18 protein-coding genes are annotated in these 22,285 nt (G+C 40.6%); 9 read left to right on the forward strand and 9 right to left on the reverse strand.

What is annotated here, in order from left to right:
• On the forward strand, window positions 1-179 hold a 179-nt coding region (locus tag L1272_RS18185; RefSeq protein ID WP_235374034.1), incomplete at its 5' end, for an IS3 family transposase.
• Window positions 180-243: 64 nt separating this feature from the next.
• On the opposite strand, the gene L1272_RS18190 is transcribed toward L1272_RS18185, so the two are convergent.
• The 7 genes from L1272_RS18190 to dnaA all read right to left on the reverse strand — a co-directional run bounded on the left by L1272_RS18190 (window position 244) and on the right by dnaA (window position 9,928).
• A complete protein-coding gene (locus L1272_RS18190; protein ID WP_054563764.1) occupies window positions 244-693 on the reverse strand; it encodes a hypothetical protein in 450 nt (149 codons plus the stop codon).
• A 61-nt stretch (window positions 694-754) separates the two neighbouring features.
• Window positions 755-2,824, reverse strand: a complete 2,070-nt coding sequence (glyS, locus tag L1272_RS18195; protein ID WP_235374026.1) for a glycine--tRNA ligase subunit beta — start codon at window positions 2,822-2,824, stop codon at window positions 755-757.
• 8 nt (window positions 2,825-2,832) lie between these two features.
• Window positions 2,833-3,732, reverse strand: a complete 900-nt coding sequence (gene glyQ, locus L1272_RS18200; RefSeq protein WP_054554789.1) for a glycine--tRNA ligase subunit alpha — start codon at window positions 3,730-3,732, stop codon at window positions 2,833-2,835.
• Between the two features lie 141 nt (window positions 3,733-3,873).
• Window positions 3,874-6,300 (reverse strand): DNA topoisomerase (ATP-hydrolyzing) subunit B, encoded by a 2,427-nt coding sequence (gene gyrB, locus L1272_RS18205; RefSeq protein WP_054554790.1) that lies wholly within the window; start codon window positions 6,298-6,300, stop codon window positions 3,874-3,876.
• Window positions 6,301-6,312: 12 nt separating this feature from the next.
• Window positions 6,313-7,407: a DNA replication/repair protein RecF gene (gene recF / locus L1272_RS18210; RefSeq protein WP_138602147.1), complete on the reverse strand. Its 1,095-nt coding sequence runs from the start codon at window positions 7,405-7,407 to the stop codon at window positions 6,313-6,315.
• Between the two features lie 6 nt (window positions 7,408-7,413).
• Window positions 7,414-8,517: a DNA polymerase III subunit beta gene (gene dnaN, locus L1272_RS18215; RefSeq protein WP_054563760.1), complete on the reverse strand. Its 1,104-nt coding sequence runs from the start codon at window positions 8,515-8,517 to the stop codon at window positions 7,414-7,416.
• A gap of 13 nt (window positions 8,518-8,530) precedes the next feature.
• Window positions 8,531-9,928, reverse strand: coding sequence for a chromosomal replication initiator protein DnaA (gene dnaA, locus L1272_RS18220; RefSeq protein WP_138602144.1), 1,398 nt, complete (start codon window positions 9,926-9,928; stop codon window positions 8,531-8,533).
• A gap of 506 nt (window positions 9,929-10,434) precedes the next feature.
• Between dnaA and rpmH the strand changes: the two genes are divergently transcribed.
• From rpmH to yidC, 4 genes are all read left to right on the forward strand, one after another.
• Window positions 10,435-10,569, forward strand: coding sequence for a 50S ribosomal protein L34 (gene rpmH, locus L1272_RS18225; protein ID WP_008488847.1), 135 nt, complete (start codon window positions 10,435-10,437; stop codon window positions 10,567-10,569).
• A 7-nt stretch (window positions 10,570-10,576) separates the two neighbouring features.
• The gene (gene rnpA, locus L1272_RS18230) at window positions 10,577-10,999 is read left to right on the forward strand and encodes a ribonuclease P protein component (RefSeq protein WP_058583673.1); all 423 of its coding nucleotides are present in this window, start codon (window positions 10,577-10,579) and stop codon (window positions 10,997-10,999) included.
• 128 nt (window positions 11,000-11,127) lie between these two features.
• Window positions 11,128-11,400 carry a membrane protein insertion efficiency factor YidD gene (gene yidD / locus L1272_RS18235; protein ID WP_054563758.1) on the forward strand — a complete coding sequence of 91 codons (273 nt, stop codon included), beginning with the start codon at window positions 11,128-11,130 and terminating at the stop codon, window positions 11,398-11,400.
• Window positions 11,401-11,408: 8 nt separating this feature from the next.
• Complete coding sequence (gene yidC, locus L1272_RS18240) at window positions 11,409-13,040, forward strand: membrane protein insertase YidC (protein WP_063530446.1); 1,632 nt, start codon at window positions 11,409-11,411, stop codon at window positions 13,038-13,040.
• A gap of 55 nt (window positions 13,041-13,095) precedes the next feature.
• Here the strand turns inward: yidC and L1272_RS18245 are convergent, their stop codons facing one another.
• Complete coding sequence (locus L1272_RS18245) at window positions 13,096-14,301, reverse strand: PepSY-associated TM helix domain-containing protein (RefSeq protein ID WP_235374027.1); 1,206 nt, start codon at window positions 14,299-14,301, stop codon at window positions 13,096-13,098.
• Window positions 14,302-14,310: 9 nt separating this feature from the next.
• Window positions 14,311-16,458 carry a TonB-dependent siderophore receptor gene (locus tag L1272_RS18250; RefSeq protein ID WP_235374028.1) on the reverse strand — a complete coding sequence of 716 codons (2,148 nt, stop codon included), beginning with the start codon at window positions 16,456-16,458 and terminating at the stop codon, window positions 14,311-14,313.
• Between the two features lie 209 nt (window positions 16,459-16,667).
• Between L1272_RS18250 and mnmE the strand changes: the two genes are divergently transcribed.
• The 4 genes from mnmE to mnmG all read left to right on the forward strand — a co-directional run bounded on the left by mnmE (window position 16,668) and on the right by mnmG (window position 22,274).
• On the forward strand, window positions 16,668-18,032 hold the full coding sequence (gene mnmE, locus L1272_RS18255) for a tRNA uridine-5-carboxymethylaminomethyl(34) synthesis GTPase MnmE (RefSeq protein WP_194442917.1): 1,365 nt from the start codon (window positions 16,668-16,670) through the stop codon (window positions 18,030-18,032).
• 146 nt (window positions 18,033-18,178) lie between these two features.
• A complete protein-coding gene (locus L1272_RS18260) occupies window positions 18,179-18,919 on the forward strand; it encodes an isocitrate lyase/PEP mutase family protein (protein ID WP_235374029.1) in 741 nt (246 codons plus the stop codon).
• Between the two features lie 586 nt (window positions 18,920-19,505).
• Window positions 19,506-19,955 carry an FMN-binding protein MioC gene (gene mioC, locus L1272_RS18265; RefSeq protein WP_235374030.1) on the forward strand — a complete coding sequence of 150 codons (450 nt, stop codon included), beginning with the start codon at window positions 19,506-19,508 and terminating at the stop codon, window positions 19,953-19,955.
• Between the two features lie 429 nt (window positions 19,956-20,384).
• Complete coding sequence (mnmG, locus tag L1272_RS18270) at window positions 20,385-22,274, forward strand: tRNA uridine-5-carboxymethylaminomethyl(34) synthesis enzyme MnmG (RefSeq protein ID WP_054554801.1); 1,890 nt, start codon at window positions 20,385-20,387, stop codon at window positions 22,272-22,274.
• The last annotated feature ends 11 nt before the right edge of the window (window positions 22,275-22,285 follow it).

Consider the following 22,285-nt stretch of genomic DNA (forward strand, 5'->3'; position numbering starts at 1 on the left):
CGTGCTCAGAAAGCTTTTTCGCGCAGTATAAAAAGGAGTGGATAAAGAATTTAAATGAACTGAGTCGTAGTGAAATGACAACACAAACGTATTTTTATATTGAAAAATACTACAACTCAGTAAGAAGACATGGCACCCTAGGGTATAAAAGTCCCATGCAGTACGAACAAATTAATTAAACCCTGTGTCTACTTTATCGGGGTCAGATCAATCGGCTTAAAACTGACAGCTGAAAGCTTAAAGCTATTTCTTCGTTACTGTCACTTTTGGTTGATTACTATTGCGGTAATCAAAGCTCACTACATACACGCCTTTTGCAGCGGGTTTAAAGCTGAAATAATTGTAGATGGTATTACAATCTGCATTGGCGGCTTGGCCTAGAACCAATGATTGCCCTGCTGGGTCCATATCACTGTAACCACAATTATAGCCTTCGCTAAAATCAGCATCCGCTACTTTGAATTCATAAACCTTACCAGGTGTTGAAAACTTAACGTCGGTTTGGAATATGCCCGGTGCAACTTGCTCTAATTGATACTGCGGCTCCGCATCCCACAAGGTAAAATCACCACGTAAATACATAGTACGGTCAAGCTCTTTACTTGGCAGAATATCGTCAATGCTTGGCATTTGCATTTGGCTAGAACAGGCTGTTAATAAGCCTGCTAATGCTAAAGTAATTACACGTTTCATTACTGTTCCTTATGCTACAAAAAAGCCAGCACTGAGCTGGCTTTTATTAATTGGCTACTGCTTACTTCTGAAGTACAGAAATATCAGCAATATCTAAAAACAGACGGCTTAGTTGACTTAACAATGCTAAACGGTTTTGTTTAACCGCTTCGTCATCTGCCATTACCATAACGTTATCGAAGAAGTTATCAACACTCTCACGGATACCCGCAAGTTGTGACAATGCTTCTTGGTAATCGCCATTTGCATATAAAGGTGCAAGCTCAGTTGCAAACTTAGCAACGTGTGATGCTAATACTTTCTCTGCATCATCGCTTAATAGGCTCTCATTCACATCACCTTGTGTTGTGATGTCATTTTTAGCTAAGATATTGCTTACACGTTTATTTGCTGCTGCAAGCGCTTCTGCTGCGTCTAATGTACGGAAGTGACTTACCGCTTTAACACGGCGGTCGAAATCAACTGGTTTAGTTGGACGACGTGCTAACACAGCTTGAATCACATCTACTTCGATACCTTCATCTTGATACCATGCGCGGAAACGACCTAGCATAAACTCAAACACATCTGTTGATACGTTTAGGTTTGTTAGCTTTTCACCGAATAGCGTTTGTGATTTAGCAACAAGGTCTAAGATATCTAGCGGTAATGATTTTTCAACCATGATGCGTAATGCACCGATAGCTGCACGGCGTAGTGCAAATGGGTCTTTGTCACCTTTTGGCGCTTGGCCAATACCAAAAATACCCACCAGCGTATCAAACTTATCAGCAATTGCGACCGCACAGCTGATCACATTTGTTGGTAAGTTATCGCCCGCGAAGCGAGGCATATATTGTTCATTTTGCGCGAGTGCAACTTCTTCTGCTTCACCGTCGTGACGAGCGTAATGCATACCCATTACACCTTGTACGTCGGTAAACTCCATAACCATTTCGGTCATTAAGTCTGTTTTACTTAATAAACCTGCTCGCTTAGCCAGCTCGGCATCGGCACCTAATTGCTCTGCAATGTAACCGGCAAGCTCACTAATACGCTCAGATTTATCTTTCAGCGTACCAAGTTGCTTTTGGAATAAAACGGTATCTAGCGATTCTAAACGGCTCTCTAGTGTTTTCTTCTTATCGGTTTCGTAGAAGAACTGTGCATCAGCTAAACGAGGACGAACAACTTTTTCGTTACCGGCAATGACCACGCTTGGATCTTTACTTTCAATATTAGAAACAAATAGGAACTTGTTAAGTAAGTTGCCCTCTTGGTCTAATAACGGGAAGTACTTTTGGTCGTCCTTCATGGTATAGATAAGCGCTTCTGAAGGAACATCTAAGAATGCTTCTTCGAATGTTGCTGTCAACGTTACTGGCCATTCAACCAAGGATGTTACTTCTTCAAGTAAGCCTTCATCCATCGCTACTTTTGCATTTACCGCGCTAGCTGCTGCTTCAATTTGTTCGCGAATTTGTGCTTTACGCGCTTCAAAGTCAGCGACAACGTAAGCAGATTTCAGCACATCAAACACATCATCAGCGTGGTTGATTGTTACTTTTTCTGGATGATGGAAACGGTGGCCTTGTAATTGGTTGCCAACTTGCTTACCAAGTATTTCGCCTTCGATCAGCGTGCTACCAAATAAAATAGTCGCTGTGTGCACTGGGCGAATAAATTGTGTTTTATTTGCCCCCCAACGCATTGGTTTAGGGATAGGTAATTTAGCAAGTGCTTTGTTTACAGCATCACTCATAAGCGATGTAGTTGCTTGACCTTCAACCTGTGCTTTATGTAATAACCAAGCGCCTTTATCTGTTTCTAGTGTTTGTGCATCACTTACATCGATACCACAACCACGCGCCCAGCCCATTGCTGCTTTAGTTGGATTACCATCGGCATCAAAAGCGGCTGCAACTGCAGGACCACGCTTTTCTACAACTTTGTCACTTTGTTTTGCTTCAAGTGCAGTAACACGTAAGCCTAAACGACGTGGTGATGCGTACCAGTTAACGCCTTGATGATTTAATTCTAAGCTTGCAAGCTCAGCTGCTAAGTTCTCAGCAAACGACTCAGCAAGTTTACGAAGTGCTTTCGGTGGCAACTCTTCAGTGCCAATTTCTACTAATAAATTTTCTGCTGACATGCTAATTCTTAATCCTTACAAAGCGGGAAACCAAGAGCTTCACGGGCATCATAGTAACTTTGCGCACATGCTTTAGATAAAGCACGAACACGTAAGATATAACGTTGACGTTCTGTTACAGAGATAGCGTGACGAGCGTCTAATAAGTTAAACGCATGTGATGCTTTCATTACTTGCTCATAAGCTGGTAATGGTAAGCCTGCTTCAATTAGCTTTTCGCTTTCTTTTTCACAGTGATCGAACTGTGCAAATAAGAACTCAACATCCGCTTGTTCGAAGTTATAAGCTGACTGCTCTACTTCGTTTTGATGGAATACATCACCATATGTCACACGACCCATAGGACCGTCTGCCCATACTAGGTCATAGATACTATCTACGCCCTGAATATACATTGCTAAACGCTCAAGACCATAAGTGATCTCACCGGTTACTGGTGAGCACTCTAAGCCACCTACTTGCTGGAAGTAGGTAAATTGAGTTACTTCCATGCCGTTTAACCAGATTTCCCAACCTAGACCCCATGCACCTAATGTAGGCGACTCCCAGTTGTCTTCTACGAAGCGAACTTCATCAGTTAGTGTATCAATACCAACAGCTGCTAAAGAGCCTAAATAAAGTTCCTGGATGTTTTCTGGTGATGGCTTTAATACTACTTGGAATTGGTAGTAATGCTGTAAACGGTTCGGGTTTTCACCATAACGACCATCAGTTGGACGGCGGCATGGTTGAACATACGCGCTCGACATTGGCTCTGGGCCAATTGACTTTAAGAAAGTTAACGGATGAAATGTCCCTGCTCCCACTTCCATATCGAGTGGTTGAGCAATCACACAGCCTTGCTGTGCCCAATAGTCCTGTAAAGCCAGGATCAAACCTTGAAAGGTTTTAACGTCATATTTTTGCATATTTGGCTTATAGTATCTGGTGCGTTTAGTCTGAAAATTGCTCTCAGTATACCTTGTGTGCAGTAAGGTTTTAAGCAGTTTGTGCTTTTTCAGCAATAAAAAAAGGAGCCTGTTGGCTCCTTTTTAATTCTTAATTTAGCGTTATACGTCTAAGTTAACTACGCGTAGTGCATTCGTTTCGATGAAGTCACGACGCGGCTCAACTTGGTCACCCATTAGAGTCGCAAACAATTGGTCTGCCGCTACTGCATCTTCAATTGTTACTTTCAACATACGACGAGCATCTGGGTCCATAGTGGTTTCCCAAAGCTGATCAGGGTTCATCTCACCGAGTCCTTTATAGCGTTGGATATAAAGGCCGCGTTTCGATTCATTGATTAACCACTCTAATGCATCCACAAAGTTATCAACAGCAAGAGTTTTCTCACCGCGTTGAACATATGCCCCTTCTTCAAGTAAGTTAGCAATGTTTACGCCTGTCGCTGCAATGCGTTTATAGTCACGCGATGTGATGAAGTCATGGTTTAGTACATGAGCTTTATCCACACCATGTTGACGAATATTCACAACAGGATAATACATGTTGCGCTCAGTATCGTGCTCAGTGCCCGCATGGAAGATAGTTGCATCTTCATCACGTGCAATTAAGTCGTCAACTAGCGTGTTAGTCCACTCTTTAACTTTTGCTTCATCTGCTAAATCAGCTTCGGTAATTTCGCTTTGATAGATTAAACGTTCCATAACCGAGTTTGGATATTTACGTTTTAAGCGTTCAATCACTTTAACTGTATTTTGATAGTCGTGAACGATTCTTTCTAGTTCTTCACCTTCAAGTGCAGATGCACCTTCGCTTGTATAAAGTGCAGCATTGTTTAATGCTAATGATGTTAAATAATCAACAAGCGCTGGGTCATCTTTAATGTAGCGTTCTTGCTTACCTTTTTTCACTTTATAAAGTGGTGGTTGCGCAATATAGATAAAGCCTTTTTCTACAATCTCTGGCATTTGACGGTAGAAGAAAGTCAGTAGTAAGGTACGAATGTGAGAACCATCCACGTCCGCATCGGTCATGATAATGATACGATGATAACGTAGCTTTTCTGGGTCATATTCATCACGACCAATACCACAGCCTAATGCAGTGATTAGAGTTGCTACTTCTTGAGAAGAAAGCATCTTATCAAAGCGCGCTTTTTCAACGTTAAGAATCTTACCTTTAAGTGGCAAAATTGCTTGGTTTTTACGGTTACGACCCTGCTTAGCTGAACCACCTGCAGAGTCACCCTCCACTATGTATAGTTCAGATAGTGCTGGATCTTTTTCTTGGCAGTCTGCCAATTTACCTGGTAAACCAGCTAAATCCATTGCACCTTTACGGCGTGTCATTTCACGTGCTTTACGTGCTGCTTCACGAGCTCGTGCTGCATCAATAATTTTGCCAACAACTGTTTTAGCATCAACAGGGTTTTCTAATAAGAACTCTGTTAGTTTTTCTGCCATTGCTTGTTCTACAGCAGACTTAACTTCACTTGATACTAGTTTGTCTTTCGTTTGTGATGAGAACTTAGGATCAGGTACTTTAACACTTACAACCGCAGTTAAGCCTTCACGAGCATCATCACCCGTCGCATTGCTTGTTGTTTTCGCTTTTTTATTAAAGCCTTCTTTTTCCATGTAGTTATTTAGCGTACGTGTTAATGCAGCTCTAAAGCCAGCTAAGTGCGTACCACCATCACGTTGTGGAATGTTGTTTGTGAAACAGTAAATGCTTTCTTGGAAACCATCGTTCCACTGCATTGAAACTTCTACACTAATACCGTCTTCTTCACGCTCATGGGTAAAGTGGAAAACACTTTTATGTACAGGTGTTTTGTTACGGTTTAGATATTCTACGAATGCTTGGATACCACCGTCATATTTGAAGTGGTCATTTTTAGATTCTTCACGCTCATCAGTAAGAATGATACTTACACCAGAGTTTAAGAACGAAAGCTCACGCAAACGTTTTGCTAAGATATCGTAGTGGAAGTTAAGGTCACTGAATGTTTCACCACTTGGCCAGAAACGTAATTCAGTACCCGTGTCTGTTGCGTCACCAATTATAGCTAATGGCGCATCTGGTACACCCATAGTATATGTTTGTTGGTGAATTTTGCCTTCACGACGAATAGTCAGTTGTAGCTTTTCAGATAGTGCATTTACTACTGAAACACCTACACCGTGTAAGCCACCTGATACTTTATATGAGTTATCATCGAACTTACCACCAGCATGAAGTACCGTCATGATAACTTCAGCCGCAGAAACACCTTCTTCTTCGTGAATAGATGTAGGAATACCACGACCGTTATCTCTTACAGAGACTGAACCGTCTAAGTGAATCGTTACAAAAATATCATCACAATGACCAGCTAAGGCTTCATCGATAGAGTTATCAACAACCTCAAACACCATGTGGTGTAGGCCTGTACCGTCATCGGTGTCCCCTATATACATTCCTGGACGCTTTCTTACTGCGTCTAATCCTTTAAGTACTTTAATACTCGACGAATCGTAATTCTCAGACATGGTTAATCCCACTTATCTTGTTATTAGGTTGCCATGTTTCACGTGGAACATTTTTAGTTCTCGTTGCATGGGTTCCACCACAGCAGAAATACTTTCAGATAAAATTGATGAGATAAAAAGTTGCGAATCGCAATGAGTCAAAAGTTGACCCACTTTTTCTTTTGTATCTTCACCCAGTTCTGAAGGTAAGTCATCTATTAGCAATATAGATTGCTTATCAGTTTCTGACTCAATTAAGCTATTTTGCGTTACTTTTAACGCATAAAGCAAGAGCTTCAATTGACCGCGAGAAAACGTATTTTCTACACTGTTACCAGAAACACTAAAACTAAAATCAGCTTTATGCGGACCTTTACTTGTGAAACCTTGTTTAGCATCACGTTCAAAGCTTTGCTCAAGCGCCTCTGAGAGCGTTTCACTCTCTTTCCAGCCCGCATGAAAGTTAATTTCTAAATCGCTTACAAGCGTTAATTCTGCACACATTTTATCAAAAAACTGCTGCTTAAACCTACTTATATACGCGATTCTTAGATTATTTATTTGTTCAGCTAGTCTAACAAATTCTTTATCCCAAAACTTGATCTGTTCGAAATAATCTCGAGGTTTACTTTTTAATAAAGCATTACGTTGCTTTAGTACTTTATTAAAAGATTGCCACAAGTAAAAAAAGTCATGTTCCACGTGGAACAATCCTAAATCGAGAAATTTTCTACGCTCTTTTGGGCCACCAAAAAACAACGAATAGCTTTCTGGAGTAATAACTTGCACCGGCACTAGTTGAGCTAATTCAGAGATTTTACGGCTCGTTTTTCCCTGAATCTTTAAAGATGTTTCACCCGCTTGGTTTTTGCTTATACCAATCGGAATAGACAAATCATGCAGCGCTTTGCGCCCATGAATCACAAATTTGTCTTGTTGATGCTGAATGATATTTTTATGTTTGGCGGTACGAAATGATTTACCGTGAGAAAGGAAATATATCGCCTCAAGGAGGCTGGTTTTTCCGCTGCCATTTTCGCCATAGATAATGTTTATGCCATTAACCGGCTCAATTGTCAGCGCCTCAATATTCCGAAAATTATTGAGGCTTAAATGACTTAAACTCATATAAGCTTATAGGCGCATCGGCATTACAACGTACATAGCTTCTTCGTCACCTGCACCTTCAATTAGCGCACTGCTATTAGAGTCCGCAAGCGTAAAGGTTACATCTTCTGTTTTTAATGTATTAAGTACATCAAGCACATAAGAAACGTTAAAGCCAATTTCAAGTTCGCCGCCCTGGTACATTACCTCAACAACCTCTTCAGCTTGTTCTTGCTCAGGGTTGTTAGCAGTAATTTTTAATAAACCTTCAGATAGGTTTAATCGTACACCACGGAATTTTTCATTCGATAAAATAGACACACGTTGGAAAGCACTACGAAGCCATTCACGGTTAGCAGTAATCACTTTATCACCACCACGTGGCAATACACGACGATAGTCAGGGAAACGACCATCCACCAGCTTGCTGGTAAACGTAAACTCAGTATCAATAATACGAATATGGTTAGCACCAAATTGAATGGTAACTAGCTCATCATCAGCCACCATTAGGCGCATAATTTCTTGTACACCTTTACGTGGAATAATTAACTGACGTTGTGTATTTAAAGACTGTGGTAATTGCTTTTGTGCAATTGCCAAACGGTGGCCATCTGTAGCCACTGTTTTGATATCTGCGTTATCAACTTCAAATGACATACCGTTTAAATAATAACGTACATCTTGATTCGCCATAGAAAAGTGCGTGCTTTCTAAAAGTTTACGCAATTCTAAACGCGTTAGTTGAAATTCAACTTCACCATCCCACTGCTCAAGATTCGGAAAATCTTCAGCGGCCAGCGTAGTTAAAGAAAAACGGCTTTTACCACTTGTTAGTAGTAACTGATGATCTTGGCTACTTAACGTAAGGTCTGAGCCATCAGGTAAACTTTTACAAATATCGAGTAACTTTTTAGCTGGTAAAGTAAGTTGCGTATCTGTGGTATCTTCACCGACAAACACACTCGCCACTAACTCAATTTCAAGATCAGTACCCGTCATCGAAAGTTGTCCGTTTTCAACAACTAACAGTACGTTCGATAAAATCGGTAAAGTGTGCTTACGCTCAATCGCACCAGACACTTGAACTAAAGGTTTTAAAAATTGCTCTCTTGATATTGTTATTTGCATAATAAAGTCGGCCTTAAGATGACAAGGTTCTTATTAAGTTTTGATAATCTTCTTTCACTTCATGGCTTTCGTCACGGAGTGATTTAACTTTACGACAAGCGTGTAATACAGTTGTGTGATCACGGCCGCCAAAGGCGTCACCAATCTCAGGTAAACTGTGATTTGTAAGTTCTTTTGATAATGCCATGGCCACTTGACGTGGTCTTGCTACTGAACGGCTACGACGTTTAGAGAGTAAATCTGACACACGAATACGGTAATACTCAGCAACAGTGCGTTGAATATTATCTATCGTTACCAGTTTATCTTGCAGCGCAAGTAAGTCACGTAGCGCTTCTTTTACAAAGTCGATTGAAATCGGACGACCAGTAAAGTTTGCATTAGCAATAACGCGGTTTAACGCCCCTTCTAATTCACGCACATTTGAGCGTAATTTTTTCGCGATAAAAAAGGCAACTTCGTGAGGTAAATTAATTTTACTTTGCTGCGCTTTTTTCATCAAAATAGCAACGCGCGTTTCAAGCTCTGGCGGCTCAATAGCAATGGTTAAGCCCCAACCAAAACGTGATTTAAGGCGATCTTCAACCCCTTCAATCTCTTTTGGATAGCGGTCTGAAGTTAAGATAATCTGTTGATTTCCTTCAAGTAAAGCGTTGAAGGTATGAAAGAACTCTTCTTGTGAGCGTTCTTTATTAGCGAAAAATTGAATGTCATCGATCATCAATGCATCAACACTTCGGTAATAACGTTTAAATTCTTCGATGGCATTATTTTGAAGCGCTTTAACCATGTCTTGCACAAATCGCTCTGAGTGCATATAAACAATTTTCGCGTCTGGCTTATTAGCCATAATACCGTTACCAACAGCGTGTAATAAGTGAGTTTTACCTAAGCCAGTACCACCGTATATAAATACAGGGTTAAATGCTGAACCTGGGTTATCTGCAACTTGAGTCGCTGCAGCTTTTGCTAATTGGTTTGATTTACCTTCAACAAAGCTATCAAAGGTGTAATTTTCTTTAATGTTTGATTTATAGCCTGATTTTGGTGCAGGTTCGACCGCTGCTTTTTCAGGTTTTGGCTGTTGTTTTTCGGCAGTCTGTTGGGTAACAGGCGCGCTAGCTTCTGCTGCAGCCGGTGCTGATGCCACTTGGGCATTTAAAATAGGTTTACTACCAACATCAAAACGTAATTCAGGTGCTTCATCACCACAAATTTCAACGAGTAGTTCATTAATACGGTTTAAATACTTTTCTCTCACCCAATCCAAAACAAAACGGTTAGGTGCATATATAGTCAACGTATCTTCGGTACTTTCTGCTTGAAGTGGTCTTACCCACATACTGAATTGCTGTGAAGGCAATTCATCTTGCAATACATATAAACAACTTTGCCAAACCGACAGATACACAGTTAAACTCCCAGAGATTTAATTTTTATTCCCGTTCATCTTTAATGATGGAAAATCAAACATTTATTGCTAATCTTTGACCAACTTTCTTGGCCCAGACCGACTATTATGAAGGTACTTTATCCACAAGTACAAGATTGATTTTTATGAAAAATATGATCTCAGCAACATAAAAGAATAAAACACTGATTTTTAAGAAAATTATTTTTTAAGCTCGAACAGTGATCATAACAAATTTGCAGCCAGATCGCGATCAAATTCTACGATCGAATTGGCTTTTCCCAAGCTTTTATTCACTTTTTATACAGAGGCTGTGGAAAACTTCTTATTTATGATGATCCTATATGATCGGCTAAAAGGATCCTTTATAATTACGGCCTCTGCAGCGTTTTAATGATTGACTTTTGTTGTCTTCATCTATAATATCTCGCGCTCGCAATGGCACCTGTGCCAGGATCGCGACCTGCATAGGATGTTTTAACCTTAACCGATCGGATGGAATTGTTATGAAAAGAACTTTTCAACCTAGCGTTTTAAAACGCAAACGTACACACGGTTTCCGTGCTCGTATGGCAACAGCAAATGGCCGTAAAGTATTAGCTCGTCGTCGTGCTAAAGGCCGTAAAGTTCTTTCTGCTTAATATATAAGTGGAAGACTTTAGCTTCAGCAGGGAGTTACGTCTGTTAACTCCCTCGCATTACTCTCGAATCTTTAATGAACCAGCACGCGCTGCGACTCCTTTCTTTACCCTATTAGCTAAACGCAATGACCAAACTAATCCTCGATTAGGTCTTACGGTCGCAAAAAAACGCGTTAAAAAAGCCTGTCAACGTAATCGAATTAAACGACTTGCTCGCGAAAGTTTCCGTTTAAATCAACATAAACTAGATAACATTGATATTGTGCTTATGGTTAAAAGTGGTATTGATGAACAGTCAAACGAAGAGCTGACAAAGCAACTAAATAAATTGTGGCGAAAAATTAACGAACGCTGCAAGCCTGGTGCACCTAAACCACCACCATTTAAAAAACGCCCGAATAAATCAGCTAAATCTAATAAACAAGCCTGATAGCAATAGAATTACAGGCTTAATTAAGGTATCTTTAGCTCACCTTTTAATCATGCATTTAAAATTCTACGATGGGAATTTAAATTCATGGTATCCATTGACTAAATTAACGCAGGGGCAGACACATCATGAGGTTACTTAAACCACTTGTTGCTATTCCAAAGCGCTGTTTAGTCATGCTAATACGCGGCTATCAAAAATGGATAAGCCCACTATTAGGCCCGCATTGTCGTTTTAATCCAACCTGCTCTAGTTACGCTATTCAAGCAATTAATTTGCATGGAAGTGTAAAAGGCAGTTGGTTAGCTGTTAAACGCATATTAAAATGCCACCCTTTACATGCTGGTGGGGATGATCCCGTACCGGCAAAAAATCATATTAACCACCAACACGAGAAATAAGAGCTGTTATGGAATCGCAACGCACGTTTTTATTAATCGGCTTGATGCTTGTGTCGTTTTTATTATTTCAAGAATGGAATAACGACTACAACGCACCAAAGGCTGATCCAAGTGCCACAACACAAACACTAGGCGCAACAACACCAGAATCTGATGACTTTATTCCAGCATCATCTGACGGTGAAGTTCCAGCTGTAACGACAGCAAAGCGCTCAGTTATCGATGTAACAACTGATGTATTCACTGTTAAAATTGACACCCGTGGTGGTGACATTATTGAAACAGACTTACTTCAGTACGAAGAAGAAAAAGGCAGTAACACACCTTACATGCTATTAGGTGAGTTCGATGGTAAGCAATACTTCTCGCAAAGTGGCTTAATTGGTTTAAATGGTCCTGACGCAACTGTTGCTGGTCGCCCTGTTTATAAAACCACACAAAAAGCATTCACTTTAACGGGTGATGAGCTACGTGTACCACTTGAGTTTACTGACAGTAAAGGTGTGACCTTTACTAAAACTTATATCTTCAAAAAAGGCGACTACGCTGTAGATTTAGAGTACACAGTAAACAACGTAACAGCTGATCCAATTCAAGTTCAGTTATACACGCAAGTAAAACGCACAGTACAAGAAAAAGGTAGCTTAGTAGATCAAAACTACTTAGGTGCAGCATTTGGTACTGAAGAAGAGCCATACGAAAAGTACAGCTTCTCAGACATGGCTGATAAAAACCTTAACATCACTACAGCTGGCGGCTACATTGCATTTATTCAACACTACTTTGTAAGTGCGTGGGTACCAAAGCAAGACCAACAAAATACCCTTTACAGCAAATTAGTTGCTGGTAATGCGGCAATTATTGGTACTAAAGGTGAAGCAGTTAACGTACAAGCTGGTACGCAAGCAACACTTAGCTCAACTTATTACATGGGCCCGAAAGAGTCTGACGTACTAGAAGCAATCCACCCAGACTTAGACCTAACTGTAGACTACGGTTGGTTATGGTTTATTTCACAACCATTATTCGTACTACTTAAGTGGTTACACAGCATCCTAGGTAACTGGGGTCTAGCTATCATTGCAATCACGGTTATCGTTAAAACGGCAATGTACCCGCTTACTAAAGCACAATACACGTCAATGGCGAAGATGCGTGCCTTACAACCTAAAATGGCTGCACTAAAAGAGAAGTATGGTGATGACCGTCAAAAATTCGGTCAAGCTATGATGGAAATGTACCGCAAAGAAAAAGTGAACCCTATGGGTGGCTGTTTCCCGCTGTTACTACAAATGCCAATATTCTTAGCATTATTCTACGTATTCTTAGAATCAACTGAGCTACGTCATGCTGAATTCGTTTTATGGTTAAATGACTTATCAGCAATGGACCCATACTACGTATTACCTGTTTTATTTGGTTTAAGTATGTTCATCACTCAAAAGCTGCAACCTATGACGGTTACTGACCCTATGCAGCAAAAAATGATGACCTTTATGCCAGTAGTATTCTCTATTTTCTTCTTATGGTTCCCATCTGGCCTAGTACTTTACTGGTTAGTATCGAACCTTATCTCAATCGCTCAGATGCTAATCATCTACCGCGGTATGGAGAAAAAAGGTATTAAGGTAAGAGGCTAAACTCTTAACCCAATAAAAAGGCGCTAACTGCGCCTTTTTTAATGCCTGAAAAAAGCTAACCGAGAATAGGAGAATAAACTTGATTAGGCACACTGCGTTCAGTAAAGCTCAAACTTGTTGTTAGAAGTGAAGCAACTACCAAGCCGATTGCAACCACCCCAGATAAACCAAGCCACTTTACAGCCGTTGATTTACGCTTAACCCTAAGCCAACTCATATAGATGCCAGCAGCGCTTACAAAGCTCATCAATGCACCAAATAGCCCCCAAATAAGCTTGGTACCAATGCCTGCAAAGTTACCAAAGTGCAGCGGATCAGCGGTGTCTTTAATTCGTGGAAGCAGGTTTAGTTCTTCCCCTTTTTGTATGCCAAGAACTTCACCGGAGCTTGGTTTTAAATAAACCCGGTTAGCACGCAGGCGCAGTAAAATATCATCGTTATAACCACGCACTTCAATAGGCTGATCCGCTTTATTAGGATAACGAATATAGCGAATATCAAGGCTAGGAAATGCCTGTTTAGCGGCTTCATAAGCTGTAGCTAAACTAATTGGCGATAGACCTTTACGAGGGCTTTGTTTCTTAAACTCACTCACAGCTGGTGGACTAGAGACATAGTGAGGTATCTTCGCGGTTTGCAGCCCATGTTCTACCAGATACCAAACCCCTGTGATGGCCATCACAGCAATAAACCATAAACTCCAAAGCCCTAACAGCTTATGCCAATCAGACCAACTACTACGTTTATCTAGGCTTAGCGCAGCAGGCTTTTTCATAAAGCCTTGCCACCAGCGCCGATACACATAAAAACTCGAAACCAATAAAATAACGAGTAAAATACTCAAACTGGTGACGATTAATTTACCCGCCCAGCCCATCGACAAGTTCATATGCCAGTTACGTAAAAACCGCGATATCCGCGCCCACTCTCCTTCACCGAGTAAGCGACCCGTTGCAGCATCTAAATATACAAAGCGAAATGAATCACCGACTTTAAGGGCCGCTTCAATGGCAAGGTAATCTTGCTTATGACGTTGGATATAAAGTAATTGAGCTTGCGGATAATGCTGATTAAGGGTGTTTTCGATAGCTAGGTAGTTAGTAGAGGCAGAAGAAGTTAATGCACGGTACTTAGCGTCTGTTAAGTACTCGAGTTCATGACTTAACGTAGCGAGTGTTCCCGATACGCAGGTAACAAAAAGCAGGACTCCAACAAAGAGTCCTGCCCAAGAATGTAAGTTAAACCAACTTTTAGCGTTCACACGCCACCATTAAAAGCTGTATTTAGCACTTAAATAAACACGACGTGGTTCACCAGGAAAGTGCCCTGTTCGTTCGATAAAGCCACTGCTTGCGTATTCTTTATCAAATAGGTTCTTAACTGATAGCTGCCATTGCCAGTTATCAACGGTTGTTTGCCACGCCATGTTGTAAACAGTGTAAGGTTTAACACGTTGACCGCCTAAACTAAGCTGTTCATCAACATAATCTAAGCCTGCAGAAATAGATGACGATAAGCTAGGTAGCTCATAGCGTGTCCATATACCTAGAGTATTTTGCGGCGCGTTAGCAAATTTATCGCTATCAGGAATTTGATTGGTAATACTGTCGTTTGCTTCAGTAATACGGGTATCATTATAAGCGTAGCTTGCAGTCACTACCCAGCTATCAGTAATATCGCCAACCACCTCGAGTTCAAAACCTTTACTTTGTACTTCACCAACGGCAACTAAATCATCAACGCCGTCACCTGCAACATCACCTAATAAGCTAGGTTGTAGGATGTTTTCGCGGACAATATCGTACACAGCCATATTAACAGCAAGCGTATCTGCTAATAGTTTGGTTCTTAAGCCTAACTCGTTAATACGGCTAGTCTCTGGCGAGAACGGACCGCCCTTTGCTGATTCCTGATTACTGGCACTTTGCGGCACAAAGCCAGTGCCATGTAGCGCATAAGGGAAGAACATATCGTTAATGTTATAGCTGGTACCAATACGGTAGGTTAAGTCGCTATCAGAAAACTCGGTTTGATTTAACAGATCTTTGTCTTCAAAACGATCATACCTTAAGCCAGCAGTCACACTCCAATTAGCGGTGATATCTAGCTGGTCTTGTAAGTACGCACCAAAGCGGGTGCTATTCGTTTTGCCAAGCCGTGGGGTAATACTATCAAGATCATAATCATCAGCAGAGGTTAAACCATACTCAGGGTTGTTAAGATCAAGTCCTGGTACTGGGCCACCTTTACTTTGTTGCGTAGCTGTACGGTAGACGCTTTCAAAATCATGTTCATACCAATCACTACCAAACAGCACTTGATGCTGCATATTAGCAAATGCAAACTCCGCAATCGCATTAGCTGTTAAGCTAAAGCCTTCGTTCTCACGAACTTGATCACGAAACTCACGATGGCTCCAATCAACAATACCGTCGTCATCTGTATCTACGAGGCCTCTTGGTTCATGATAGTTTTGCACTTCTTTGTTATCAAAATAACGTGCTGTGACATCTGTGCGCCAAACATCATTAAACTCATGTTTTAAAGTTGCCTGATAGACATGGGCTTCAACATTTTGAAAGTCTGTCGCCTCGTTATGATTCCAGCTAATATCAGTTAGAAAATTACCGTTATCATCAGCAGGTACACCACGTAAACGTGCCCCACCCAACTCTTGCTCTATATAGGTATACTGAGTGGTTAATTCGGTTGCACTGTTTATAAGCCACGTATAACCAAGATCAACAATGGTATTATCGCTGCTAGTATTAGCACGGAATGGCTTTTCAGTATCACGGTAAAGACCAACACGGTAAGCATGATTATCAAGTGATTCACTCAATGTTCCAGTGCTTTCTAATGCACCACTGAAGAAGTCATCATTACCTACTTCAACTTCAATACTGTGTTCACTGGTGAATTTAGGCTTCTTAGTTACATAGTTAATAATACCACCCGGATTACCACTACCGTATATAGCGCCAGCAGGCCCTTTTAACACCGCAACTTGTTCAATATTAAATAATTGCGGTACAGCAAAGCCATTGAAAGGGTCGCCCTTTACACCATCATATAAAATCTCATCTTGGCGGAAACCACGGAATGTCACGCCTGAATAACTAAAGGCATTAACACCAGCTATATTGCTATAAAGGTCGGTAATTTGGCGAGCAGCCTGATCACTAATCAGCTCCTGCGGCAAAATTTGAATTGACTGAGGAATTTTCTCTAAAGGTGTATTAGTACGAGTAGCAAAGCTTGACTCTGTTGGGCGATATAAAGAGAACGCACGGCCAACAACTTCTATTTTTTCGAGTTCTTTTGAATCACTTTGATCCGAAGTAGTCACTTCAGTTTGAGCATGGGCAACGCCCGAAAAACCAGCAGCAAGTGCAATAAAAACAGCAGAAAGACGCATAATAAAAAACGATAAGATTTAGAATGCGCAACATGTTAATGAATATAGTTATCATTTTCAATGAGTGTTTATTATTAATTAAAGCTAAATAAAGTATTACTTACATCAGACTTTTGCTACCTCATTACTCAAACAGCTATTCGCATGAAATTAAGCCATAGGTTACAATAGAGCCAGCATTCATTCTTTTATTGGCATTATTTCATCGCATGATTAATCAAGACACAATTGCAGCACAAGCGACCGCACCAGGACGTGGTGGGGTTGGTATTATTCGCGTCTCTGGTAGCTTAGCTAAAACAGTGGCAGAACAGATTATTGGCCGTTGTCCTAAAACGCGTTACGCAGACTATGTGCCATTTAAAAGCTTGAGCGGTGAACAGCTTGACCAAGGTATTGCTATTTACTTCCAAGGGCCAAATTCATTTACCGGCGAAGACGTACTAGAACTACAAGGTCACGGCGGCCCTGTCGTATTAGATATGCTATTAAAAGAAATTAGCCAAATTGACGGTGTACGTTTAGCAAAGCCAGGTGAGTTCTCTGAGCGCGCATTTATGAATGATAAGCTTGATTTAACTCAAGCAGAGGCAATTGCCGATTTAATTAATGCAACCAGTGAACAGGCAGCAAAAAGCGCCCTCCAATCACTGCAAGGTGAATTCTCTAAACATATTGAAACGCTGGTGGAGAAAGTCATTCACCTACGTATGTATGTTGAAGCTGCAATTGATTTTCCTGATGAAGAAATCGACTTTTTATCAGACGGTAAAGTATCAACAGATCTCAATGCCATCATTGATCAATTAGAGAATGTAACTCAGCAAGCTAAACAAGGTAGCATCATGCGTGAAGGTATGCGTGTTGTTATTGCTGGTCGCCCTAACGCTGGTAAATCAAGCCTACTTAATGCGTTAGCTGGCCGTGATGCAGCCATCGTTACCGAAATAGCGGGTACAACACGTGACGTATTACGCGAACATATCCACATTGATGGTATGCCACTACATATTATTGATACCGCTGGCCTGCGTGAAAGCCCAGATAAAGTAGAGCAAATTGGTATTGAACGCGCATGGGATGAAATTAACCAAGCCGATCGCGTACTATTTATGTTAGACGGCACTGATACATCAGCCACTGACCCTCATGATATTTGGCCAGAGTTTATGGCCAAGTTACCAGAGGGTATGGGTGTTACTGTGATCCGAAATAAAGCCGATATTTCCGGTGAAAATGTCGGTATGGATGAACATAATCAATATCCGGTGATCCGTTTGAGTGCTAAAAATGCAGAGGGTATAGAGTTAGTTCGTACTCACTTGAAGGCATGTATAGGTTTCCAAGGCGCCACAGAAGGTGGATTTATGGCACGCCGTCGTCACTTAGATGCACTTGATCATGCTGCCTATCATTTAAACACAGGCAAAGAGCAATTAGAGATGCATATTGCTGGTGAGATCTTGGCTGAAGAGTTACGCCTAACTCAACAGTTCTTAAATGAGATAACGGGTGAATTTACCTCTGATGACCTACTAGGGAAAATCTTTAGTTCGTTCTGTATCGGTAAATAAATTCCGGTCATCAATATTATAAAAAAGAGTCGCAAGACTCTTTTTTTGTTTTTAGTCCAGTAATCAATTATCGGTTCAGGGCCGAAACCAGCCAGTAATTAACCTCATATCAATTAGTCTAGCGATGTCATTAAATGGAGGACATCATGGACAAATATCAACTTTTTCACCAATTACACCACCAGCATGGGGGCTTTGTACTCGCTAATGCATGGGATCTTAGTTCAGCACAATTCATCCAAGCTGCGGGAGCTAAAGCCGTAGCAACAACCAGCTGGGGAATTGCTGCCAGTTTAGGGTTAGCTGATGGTGAAAACATCTCTTTTAAAACTCAATTAGCACTGGCTAAAAGCTTAACCGAACACCTTCATATTCCACTCTCTGTGGATATAGAGTCAGGCTACAGTAACGATCCGCTGCAAATTAGCGAAAACGTTTTAGCGTTAGCAAGATTAGGAGTTGTAGGCATCAACATAGAGGACTCAGATAAAGACACTAACGCACTGAGATCTACCGAGCAGCAATGCACTATTATTAGTGAAATAAAGAAAGTACTTAACGAAAATGGCTTCGGTGGTTTATTTATAAACGCCAGAACCGATACCTACTTTGTTAGTGACTCCCCTTTTCAAGCAACATTAAAGCGAGCAAAAGCGTATCAAGATGCAGGTGCTGACGGTCTGTTTGTGCCCGGCTTAACGAACATAGAGCACATAACCGGCTTAGCTAACACAATAGATATGCCATTAAATGTGATGGCAATGAGCAATTTTAACTCAGCAAAAGCCGCTTTCGCTGGTGGTGCAAAACGGTTTTCATTGGGTAATTCGCTCTATGATCTAGTCGGTAATACGATAAAAACCAGTTTAACTCAGATCGAAAACTAACTTAGCGAGCTAAAAAATCAGATCAAAACAGCTTTTAAGATCGAATTTAGCTAAAAATGTTATCCACATTTGGGGCTTTTTTAGATCTAAAGGCTGATTTGATCATAAAAAAACGCGAAAATTTGAATTTATTTTCATACAACAGCCCTTTTTGATAACTAATTTTCTTAAAAACAGCCTTTATTAGCGCTTATTTAAGTTTTTTTCGATCTATTTTATTGATCGCAAATTGCAAACCGATCGTTATCAACAAGCGATCTATCCACAAAACGATCATACTCACTATTTTTATCAGATCTGAAAATTTAAGCGCTTACACACAATTAAAGATCAACAACTTAGCAAAGTTATACAGTTTCCAATATTTAGCTTGATCAGAACTTTCCCCAAATTTATCAACAGCTTGATCAAAGGGTTTGATTTATGAATAAAAATAAAAAACCATTAAAAACAGTAGATTATAAAAAGCATTGAATTAAAGCTGTCATTTTAAGCAGAAAAACTTATTCAGATCGTAATTCAACGCTTTACTCACACCCTAACTTAGTTATCATGTGGCCACTTATTTCTATACATGATCAATCACATGCAATCAGTAAATATCATCGTTGGCAGCCAAATGGGATCTGCAGAATACGTGGCAGAGCAACTAGCAGAAGCCCTTGAACAACAAGGGATCCAAGTGCAGCTTCATGAACAGCCTGTATTTGATGATATTGATCAGCAAGATACTATTTGGTTGTTATGTACTTCTACATACGGCGCTGGAGACTACCCAGAGAACCTAGTGCCATTTGTTGAGTCTATTAACCAACAGGCTGATCTTAAAGGATTAAACTACAGTGTGATCGGATTAGGTGACACTAGTTACGACACCTATAACTATGCAGGCCGTAATCTAGATGAGTTATTAGCTAATAAAGGCGCAAACCGCGTGGCAGAACGCTTAGAGCTCAATATTCTTGATGAAGCATTGCCAGAAGACACGGCATTAGCCTGGTTACCAAGCTGGATCGAATCAGCAGGGCTCAATTAAGCCGATCGGTATTGATCGTTGTTATAAAAGTTACTCACAATTTACTGATAATTTAGATCAGATTGTGGATAAACACTGATCTAACTGCGATTTTAACCTAGTTTATCCCTTGGATAAGATCCAATCGATATTGACCTGTGTATAAATAGCCCTTTTGATCAAAGCTTTTACGCGGGAAGATCCGATCATATTAACACCTTTGGACCTGCGTTAAGATCATGTTTTAAATAGTAAAGCGAACATTATCAACAGATCTAGCCGTTACTAGTAGTAAGAGTAATAAAAGATCTCTTTAAAAGATCCTTTATATTATTAGAGATCACCCACTTAGATCTTGAGCACTGTTTAATCATTTATCTTCTCTAAATTTCTAGGTAGAATACGCTCCCTTTACAAAGTTTTGCTGGTCGATTAAGTAGGATCCCATAAATGATTTTTCACGAACGTTTTGATGTTATTGTTGTAGGTGGTGGACATGCAGGTACTGAAGCTGCATTAGCATCTGCTCGCATGGGCATGAATACCCTATTGCTAACTCATAATATGGATACCCTTGGTCAAATGTCTTGTAATCCGGCAATTGGCGGTATTGGTAAAGGCCATTTAGTTAAAGAGATCGATGCTCTTGGTGGTGCAATGGCTCAGGCTATTGATAAAGGCGGTATTCAATTTCGTACTTTAAACTCATCTAAAGGTCCTGCAGTACGTGCTACACGTGCACAAGCTGACCGTGCTTTGTATAAAGCAGCTATTCAACATACTTTACAACATCAAGAAAACTTAAAGATCTTCCAACAATCATGTGACGATCTAATCGTTGAAGGTGATCGAGTAATCGGTGTTGTAACGCAAATGGGTCTTCGTTTTAGCGCGCCTTCTGTGGTTCTTACCGTAGGTACTTTCTTAGGTGGTCAGATCCATATTGGTTTAGAGAACTTCAAAGGCGGTCGTGCCGGTGATCCACCTTCTATTGCACTTGCTGAGCGTTTACGTGAATTACCTTTCCGTGTTGATCGCTTAAAAACAGGCACGCCTCCTCGTATTGATGCGCGTACTGTTGATTTTAGCAAGATGCAAGAACAGCCAGGTGATACCCCAACGCCTGTATTCTCATTTATGGGTAAACAATCGGATCACCCACAGCAGATCCCGTGTTACATCACTTATACAAATGAAAAAACACATGATGTGATCCGCAATAACTTACATCGCTCACCTATGTATTCAGGTGTAATTGAAGGTATTGGTCCACGTTACTGCCCTTCAATCGAAGATAAGATCGTACGTTTTGCTGATAAAGACAAACATCAAATCTTTGTTGAGCCAGAAGGTTTAACATCATACGAATTATATCCAAATGGTATTTCAACGAGCTTACCGTTTGATGTACAGCTTGAAATTGTGCAATCAATCACTGGTTTTGAAAATGCACACATTTGTCGTCCTGGTTATGCGATTGAGTATGACTTCTTTGATCCGCGCGACTTAAAGCAATCATTAGAAACTAAGTTTATTAATGGTTTATTCTTCGCAGGCCAAATCAATGGTACAACCGGTTACGAAGAAGCAGGCGCACAAGGTTTAATTGCGGGTATGAACGCCGCATTACAAGTACAAGGCAAAGAGTCTTGGACACCTCGTCGTGATGAAGCATACACAGGTGTACTCATTGACGACCTAGCAACATTAGGTACTAAAGAACCGTACCGTATGTTTACTAGCCGTGCTGAATACCGTTTATTACTTCGTGAAGATAATGCCGACATTCGTTTAACTGAAAAAGGCCGTGAACTTGGCTTAGTTGACGATGCTCGTTGGGCTGCATTTAACGAAAAAATGGAAATCATCGAAAAAGAAACGCAACGTTTAAAAGAAACATGGATCCACAAAGATCACGTTGCTGTTGATCAAGTAAATGCGTTATTAAAAACACCACTGACTCGTGAAGCGAGCCTTGAAGATCTGATCCGCCGCCCTGAAATTCGTTATAACGACTTAATGGCAATCGATGGTTTAGGTTCTGAGTTTGATAACCAAGCTGCACTTGAGCAAGTTGAGATCCATACTAAGTACGCAGGCTATATTGCTCGTCAGCAAGATGAGATCAATAAGCAGCTACGTCATGAACAAACTGTATTACCAAAAGACTTTGATTATTCAACTGTTTCTGGTTTATCAAATGAGGTTATCGCAAAGCTTACTGATAGTCGTCCAGATACAATTGGCCAAGCGTCACGTATTTCAGGTATCACCCCTGCTGCTATTTCGCTATTATTAGTCTATCTGAAAAAGCAAGGCTTACTGCGCAAGACTGCGTAGTTGGTGAGGAA

The organism is Pseudoalteromonas sp. PAST1, assembly GCF_021532515.1.
Taxonomy (GTDB): domain Bacteria; phylum Pseudomonadota; class Gammaproteobacteria; order Enterobacterales; family Alteromonadaceae; genus Pseudoalteromonas; species Pseudoalteromonas simplex.

Excerpts from the sequence above, each read along its gene's own strand:
- mnmG (WP_054554801.1), top strand. The coding sequence starts at position 20,385 with ATGATTTTTCACGAACGTTTTGATGTTATTGTTGTAGGTGGTGGACAT.
- mioC (WP_235374030.1), top strand. The coding sequence starts at position 19,506 with ATGCAATCAGTAAATATCATCGTTGGCAGCCAAATGGGATCTGCAGAA.
- L1272_RS18250 (WP_235374028.1), bottom strand. The coding sequence starts at position 16,458 with ATGCGTCTTTCTGCTGTTTTTATTGCACTTGCTGCTGGTTTTTCGGGC.
- rpmH (WP_008488847.1), top strand. The coding sequence starts at position 10,435 with ATGAAAAGAACTTTTCAACCTAGCGTTTTAAAACGCAAACGTACACAC.
- yidC (WP_063530446.1), top strand. The coding sequence starts at position 11,409 with ATGGAATCGCAACGCACGTTTTTATTAATCGGCTTGATGCTTGTGTCG.
- L1272_RS18260 (WP_235374029.1), top strand. The coding sequence starts at position 18,179 with ATGGACAAATATCAACTTTTTCACCAATTACACCACCAGCATGGGGGC.
- dnaN (WP_054563760.1), bottom strand. The coding sequence starts at position 8,517 with ATGCAAATAACAATATCAAGAGAGCAATTTTTAAAACCTTTAGTTCAA.
- yidD (WP_054563758.1), top strand. The coding sequence starts at position 11,128 with ATGAGGTTACTTAAACCACTTGTTGCTATTCCAAAGCGCTGTTTAGTC.
- glyS (WP_235374026.1), bottom strand. The coding sequence starts at position 2,824 with ATGTCAGCAGAAAATTTATTAGTAGAAATTGGCACTGAAGAGTTGCCA.
- glyQ (WP_054554789.1), bottom strand. The coding sequence starts at position 3,732 with ATGCAAAAATATGACGTTAAAACCTTTCAAGGTTTGATCCTGGCTTTA.
- L1272_RS18190 (WP_054563764.1), bottom strand. The coding sequence starts at position 693 with ATGAAACGTGTAATTACTTTAGCATTAGCAGGCTTATTAACAGCCTGT.
- recF (WP_138602147.1), bottom strand. The coding sequence starts at position 7,407 with ATGAGTTTAAGTCATTTAAGCCTCAATAATTTTCGGAATATTGAGGCG.
- gyrB (WP_054554790.1), bottom strand. The coding sequence starts at position 6,300 with ATGTCTGAGAATTACGATTCGTCGAGTATTAAAGTACTTAAAGGATTA.
- mnmE (WP_194442917.1), top strand. The coding sequence starts at position 16,668 with ATGATTAATCAAGACACAATTGCAGCACAAGCGACCGCACCAGGACGT.